The sequence below is a fragment of the Pseudomonas sp. GD04158 genome (assembly GCF_029834875.1).
Taxonomy (GTDB): Bacteria; Pseudomonadota; Gammaproteobacteria; order Pseudomonadales; family Pseudomonadaceae; genus Aquipseudomonas; species Aquipseudomonas hydrolytica.
On sequence record NZ_JAODYT010000134.1, the window covers coordinates 1 to 6,162 of the forward strand.

The 6,162-nt window shown below is 66.4% G+C and carries 6 protein-coding genes; 5 read left to right on the forward strand and 1 reads right to left on the reverse strand.

Going from position 1 to position 6,162, the window contains the following annotated elements:
• The 4 genes from N7333_RS23640 to N7333_RS23655 all read left to right on the forward strand — a co-directional run.
• On the forward strand, window positions 1–364 hold a 364-nt coding region (locus N7333_RS23640), incomplete at its 5' end, for a biotin/lipoyl-containing protein (RefSeq protein WP_347815299.1).
• A 109-nt stretch (window positions 365–473) separates the two neighbouring features.
• A complete protein-coding gene (locus N7333_RS23645; protein WP_003239730.1) occupies window positions 474–1,373 on the forward strand; it encodes a hydroxymethylglutaryl-CoA lyase in 900 nt (299 codons plus the stop codon).
• Between the two features lie 137 nt (window positions 1,374–1,510).
• Entirely contained in the window at window positions 1,511–3,466 is a 1,956-nt protein-coding gene (locus N7333_RS23650) for an acetoacetate--CoA ligase (RefSeq protein ID WP_129482310.1), read from the forward strand.
• 76 nt (window positions 3,467–3,542) lie between these two features.
• Window positions 3,543–4,286: a transporter substrate-binding domain-containing protein gene (locus tag N7333_RS23655; RefSeq protein ID WP_232531407.1), complete on the forward strand. Its 744-nt coding sequence runs from the start codon at window positions 3,543–3,545 to the stop codon at window positions 4,284–4,286.
• 11 nt (window positions 4,287–4,297) lie between these two features.
• On the opposite strand, the gene N7333_RS23660 is transcribed toward N7333_RS23655, so the two are convergent.
• Complete coding sequence (locus tag N7333_RS23660) at window positions 4,298–5,512, reverse strand: PilT/PilU family type 4a pilus ATPase (protein ID WP_129482438.1); 1,215 nt, start codon at window positions 5,510–5,512, stop codon at window positions 4,298–4,300.
• Window positions 5,513–5,674: 162 nt separating this feature from the next.
• Here N7333_RS23660 and N7333_RS23665 point away from each other — a divergent pair, with 162 nt between their 5' ends.
• Window positions 5,675–5,953 (forward strand): peptidylprolyl isomerase, encoded by a 279-nt coding sequence (locus N7333_RS23665; RefSeq protein WP_003239721.1) that lies wholly within the window; start codon window positions 5,675–5,677, stop codon window positions 5,951–5,953.
• Window positions 5,954–6,162: the final 209 nt, after the last annotated feature.

Below are 6,162 nucleotides of genomic sequence, written 5' to 3' on the forward strand. Positions count from 1 at the left end.
GCAGGGCGACAACCTGCTGGTGCCCGGTGCGGCGCAGCAGCGCATGAGCGCGATCCGTCAGGGCGACACCCTGTACCTGCAATGGCAGGGCGAACTGCACGCGGTCAGCCGCTTCGACCCGATCGCCGCGGCCGAGGCCAGCCATCATCAGCACGGCGGCCTGACCGCGCCGATGAACGGCAGCATCGTCCGCGTGCTGGTCGAGCCGGGCCAGGCCGTGGAGGCCGGCACCGCCCTGGTGGTGCTGGAGGCGATGAAAATGGAGCACAGCATCCGCGCGCCCGAGGCCGGCACGGTCAAGGCCATCTACTGCCGCGAAGGCGAGCTGGTCAGCGACGGCGCGGTGCTGGTGGAATTGTCGTAGGGTGCGCCATGCGCACCGGGCGCCGTAAGATCGTCATTCCATGGTGCGCACAGCGCACCCTACGCCACCGCGCACGCGCGATGACAACGGATATACACGAGGAACCCCCATGAGCCTGCCCAAATCCGTACGCCTGGTCGAAGTCGGCCCGCGCGACGGCCTGCAGAACGAGAAACAGCCGATCAGCGTCGCCGACAAGGTGCGCCTGGTCGACGACCTGAGCGCCGCCGGCCTTGGCTACGTGGAGGTGGGCAGTTTCGTCTCGCCCAAGTGGGTGCCGCAGATGGCCGGCTCCGCCGAGGTGTTCGCCGCCATCCAGCGCCAGCCGGGCGTTACCTACGCCGCGCTGACGCCGAACCTGAAAGGCTTCGAGGCCGCCCTGCAGGCCCAAGTCGAGGAAGTGGCGGTGTTCGCCGCCGCCAGCGAGGCCTTTTCGCAGAAGAATATCAACTGCTCCATCGCCGAGAGCCTGGCGCGCTTCGTGCCGCTGATGGAGGCGGCCAAGGCCGCCAAGGTGCGCGTGCGCGGCTATGTGTCCTGCGTGCTCGGCTGCCCCTACGACGGCGAGATCGACCCGGCCCAGGTCGCCAGCGTCGCTCGCGAGCTCTACGCCATGGGCTGCTACGAGGTTTCCCTCGGCGACACCATCGGCACCGGCACGCCGGGCAAGACCCGCCACCTGATCAACGTGGTCGGCCGCGATATCCCCCGCCACCTGCTGGCCGGGCATTTCCACGACACCTACGGCCAGGCGCTGGCCAATATCTACGCCAGCCTGCAGGAAGGCATCCAGGTGTTCGACAGCTCGGTCGCCGGGCTCGGCGGCTGCCCCTATGCCAAGGGCGCCACCGGCAACGTCGCCACCGAGGACGTGCTGTACATGCTGCAAGGTCTGGGCATCGACACCGGTATCGACATGGACAAGCTGATCGCCGCCGGCCAGCGCATCTGCGAGGTGCTGGGCAAGGCCAATGGCTCGCGCGTGGCCCGCGCACGCCTGAGCCAGTAAGGCCACCGCGGCATAGGTGAAAGGCCATCGCCCCAACAAAAAGGTCGGCAAGGTGGTGAGGAGCGTCGCTGCGCATCAAGGCAACCCCACCCGCTTGCGCTAGGGTAGAAAGTACCGACAAGCAACGAGGACCGGCCATGCAGCAGCCTCTCTGGACGCCCTCCGCCGAGCGTATCGCCGCCACCCGCCTGGATGCCTTCCGCCGCCTGGTCAACCGGCGCCACGGTCTCGACCTGGCCGACTACCCGGCCCTGCACGCCTGGAGCATCGAACGACGCGAGGCCTTCTGGCAGGCCATCATCGATTTTTTCGAGATCCGCTTCAGCGCGCCTGCCGAGCGGGTGCTGCGCGAGGGCCCGGCCATGCCTGACGCCGACTGGTTCCCCGGCGCCCGGCTGAATTTCGCCGAACACCTGCTGCGCCGCCGCGACCCGCACCCGGCGCTGGTGGCCGTGGGCGAAGACGGCAGCCGCGAGCAGCTCAGCTACCTGGAACTGGCCGGCCATGTCGCCGGCCTGCAGCGCAGCCTGCGCGAGGCCGGCGTGGGCGTCGGCGACCGGGTCGCGGCCTTTATGCCCAACACCTGGCAGACCGTGGTCGGCATGCTCGCCGCCACCAGCCTCGGCGCCACCTGGTCGTCCTGCTCGCCGGACTTCGGCACCCAGGGGGTGATCGACCGCTTCGGCCAGATCGAACCCAAGGTGCTGATCGCCGCTGCCGGCTACCGTTACGCCGGCAAGAACCTGGACCTGACCGCCAAGCTGGGTGAGATCCTCGAACGCCTGCCGAGCCTGGAGCAACTCGTCGTCGTGCCCTACTCCCGGCCCGAGGCGAAGCCCGCCGACTTCAGCACCCAGGCCCGCGTGGCGCTATGGCAGGACTTCTACCAGCCCGGCGGCGAACCCGAATTCACTGCCGTGCCCTTCGATCAGCCGCTGTATATCCTCTACTCCAGCGGCACCACCGGTGTGCCCAAGTGCATCGTCCACGGCGTGGGCGGCACCCTGCTGCAGCACGTCAAGGAACTCGGCCTGCACACCGACCTGACGGCCGATGACTGCCTGTTCTACTACACCACCTGCGGCTGGATGATGTGGAACTGGCTGGTCTCCGGCCTGGCCCTGGGGGCCACCCTGGTGCTGTTCGACGGCTCGCCCTTCCATCCGGGGCCCGAACGCCTGATCGAGCTGATCGACGCCGAAGGCATCAGCATCTTCGGCACCAGCGCCAAGTACCTCGCCGCGCTGGAAAAGGCCGGCGCCAAGCCGTGCGAAACGCACAAATTGCAACGCCTGAAAGCGCTTCTCTCCACCGGTTCGCCGCTGGCCCACGAGAGCTTCGACTTCGTCTACCGGGGCATCAAGGCCGACCTGTGCCTGTCGTCCATTTCCGGCGGCACCGACATCGTCTCCTGCTTCGCCCTCGGCAATCCGGTGCTGCCGGTATGGCGCGGCGAGCTGCAGTGCAAGGGCCTGGGCATGGACGTGCAGGTGTGGAACGACAGTGGCCAGCCGGTGACCGGCGAGAAAGGCGAACTGGTCTGCGCCCGGCACTTTCCCTCGATGCCGCTGGGCTTCTGGAACGACGAAGGCGGCGAGAAATTCCGCGCCGCCTATTTCGACACCTTCCCCGGTGTCTGGGCCCATGGCGACTACGCCGAGGAAACCGTGCACGGCGGCCTGGTGATCCACGGCCGCTCCGACGCGGTGCTGAATCCGGGCGGCGTGCGCATCGGTACCGCGGAGATCTACCGCCAGGTGGAAAAGGTACCGCAGGTGCTGGAATCCATCGCCATCGGCCAGGACTGGGCTGGCGACGTGCGCGTGGTGCTGTTCGTCCGCCTGCGCGACGGCGTGGCGCTGGACGAGGCGCTGGAAAGCACGATTCGCCAGGTGATCCGCGCCAACACCACCGCCCGTCACGTGCCGGCGAAGATCGTCGCGGTGGCCGATATCCCGCGCACCATCAGCGGCAAGCTGGTGGAACTGGCGGTGCGCAACGTGGTGCATGGCCGCCCGGTGAAGAACACCGACGCCCTGGCCAACCCGCAGGCGCTGGAGCTGTTCAGGGATCTGCCGCAACTGCGTGAGTGAAGCTTGCGCAACGTCAAGCCGCACCGCCGCCGTGGCGGCTTATACTCAAGCACGATCGTGCCGCTGGAAGCTCGCCGTGCCGTTACGTCAATTCTGTTGTTGCGCTCTGCTCTGCCTGGCCTTTGCCAGTCAGGCGGAAGACGTCATCGAGCTGTACATGCCCAACGCGCCACCTCTGACCTTCGCCAGTTTGAAAGGCGGTCATGGCATGGTCGGCGATGTGACGCTCGCCGCTCTGGCCCGCGCCGGCCTGCTCAGCGAACTGCGCTACGAGCCCTGGGCACGCGCCCAGCGCAAGGTGGCCAACGGCCGCGACCAGCTGATCATTCCCCTGTCGCGTACCCCCGAACGCGAGCCGCTGTACACCTGGATAGCGCCCATCATGCCGCTGGAGCGCGCCTTCTTCAGCCTCGACGAGCCGGTGCAGAGCTTCGCCGAAGCGCGCCAGCGCTACCGGCGCATCGGCGTCGGCCTGGGCACGGCGCAGGTGGAGATTCTCAGAAGCCAGGGTTTCAGCGAGCAGCAGATCATCACCCATACGCTGGGTGAAAACCCCGCCCATCTGCTGGAGCGGGGGCGTATCGACGCCTGGTTCACCGGCGTGCCGGAGGCGCTCTACATCTGGCCGCAACACTCCACGCGCAGGCTGCAGATGAGCCCGGTACTGGCCAGCACCCATCTCTATCTGGCCTGTTCCAAGGAGTGCGATGCGCAACTGGTGCAGAAACTGCGTGCCGCCGTGCAAAGCGTGCATGACGAAGGCATCAGCAAGCGCCTGATCGAGCTCTATCTGCCGCAGCCACTCGACGCCGCGCCCTAGCGCACCGCCGCTCAGATGCCCTTGCGCCCCGGGTCCTCTGGCGGCTGCTCCTGTTCAATGTCCTCGAGCTTGAGCTCCAGGCCCCAGTCGCCGCTGTCGGCCACCTTCGGCGCTACCGTCGGCGCCACGGCCGGCCGGGCTGGCGCAGCGCTGGCAGCCGGCGGCGCGGCGTTGGCGGGATTATCGCGGTAGAGCTTGAGCTTCAGGCGCACGTTGTTGGCCGAATCGGCGTTCTTCACCGCTTCCTCTTCGTCGATGGCGCCTTCGTGGACCAGATCGATCAGCGCCTGATCGAAGGTCTGCATGCCGAGGTTCTTCGACTTCTCCATGATCTCCTTGAGCTCGGAGAACTCGTTGCGCTTGATCAGGTCGCGCACCGTGGGAGTGCCCAGCATGACCTCGACCGCGGCCCGGCGTTTGCCATCGAGGGTCTTGACCAGGCGCTGGGAGACGAACGCCTTGAGGTTGTTGCCCAGGTCGTTGAGCAGCTGCGGGCGTCGCTCCTCGGGGAAGAAGTTGATGATGCGGTCCAGCGCCTGGTTGGCGTTGTTGGCGTGCAGCGTGGAGATCGCCAGGTGACCGGTGTCGGCGAAGGCCAGGGCATGTTCCATGGTCTCGCGGTCGCGGATCTCGCCGATCAGGATCACATCGGGCGCCTGGCGCAGGGTGTTCTTCAGCGCGGCGTGGAAGCTGCGGGTGTCCACCCCGACCTCGCGCTGGTTGATGATCGACTTCTTGTGCCGGTGCACATATTCCACCGGGTCCTCGATGGTGATGATGTGCCCGCCGCTGTTGCGGTTGCGGTAGTCGATCAGCGCCGCCAGGGAGGTGGACTTGCCCGAGCCGGTGCCGCCGACGAACAGCACCAGGCCGCGCTTCTCCATCACCGTGCTGAGCAGCACCTCCGGCAGCTTGAGGTCCTCGAAGCGGGGAATCTCCATCTTGATGTTGCGCGCCACGATCGAGACTTCGTTGCGCTGCTTGAAGATGTTGATACGGAAACGCCCCACCCCGGCCAGGGAAATGGCCAGGTTCATCTCCAGTTCGCGCTCGAACTCCTCGCGCTGGGCACCATCCATGATCGACTCGGCAATGGCCGCCACGTCCCCGGACTTCAGCGGCTCCTGGCTCAGCGCCTTGAGCACGCCATTGAACTTGGCGCAGGGCGGCGCGCCGGTGGACAGATAAAGATCGGAACCGTCCTGGCTGGACAGGACTTTGAGCATTGCGTGGAGATCCATGGCAGCGTTTCCGTGGGCAGCGATTGAAATACCATAGCCAAGATTCGCCGCCACTCAGCTGGCGAAGCCTGCCTTTGAATTGACGCCATTCTGATGGCGCAAAGAATGCTGGCACAATAACGCCCCGGAAAAATTGAGGACCCCGTCATGGCAAAGGCAATGGCCCGCCACATCCTGGTCAAGACCGAAGCGGAAGCGGCCGCGCTGAAGAAGCGCATCGCTGCCGGCGAGGCCTTCGACATGCTGGCGCGCAAGCATTCGATCTGCCCCTCAGGCAAGAAAGGCGGCGACCTCGGCGAGGTGCGCCCCGGCCAGATGGTGCGGGCAGTGGATCAGGTGATTTTCAAGAAGCCGCTGCGCGAAGTGCACGGCCCGGTGAAGACCCAGTTCGGGTATCACCTGATCCAGGTGTTCTTTCGCGACTGACTCCAGGCACTGGCACATAGCCTCTATCAGCCCTGTATGATGCCGGCTCCCATCGCAGTGCAGTGCCCCAGGAGCCCAGATGAACGACCGCCGCCCGCCCGTTTTCGCCCGCGAGTGCGATCTGGTCATGAAGGGTGGCATCACCAGCGGCATCGTCTACCCCCTGGCGATCAGCGAAATCGCCAAGGCCTTCCGCCTGCGCAGCATCG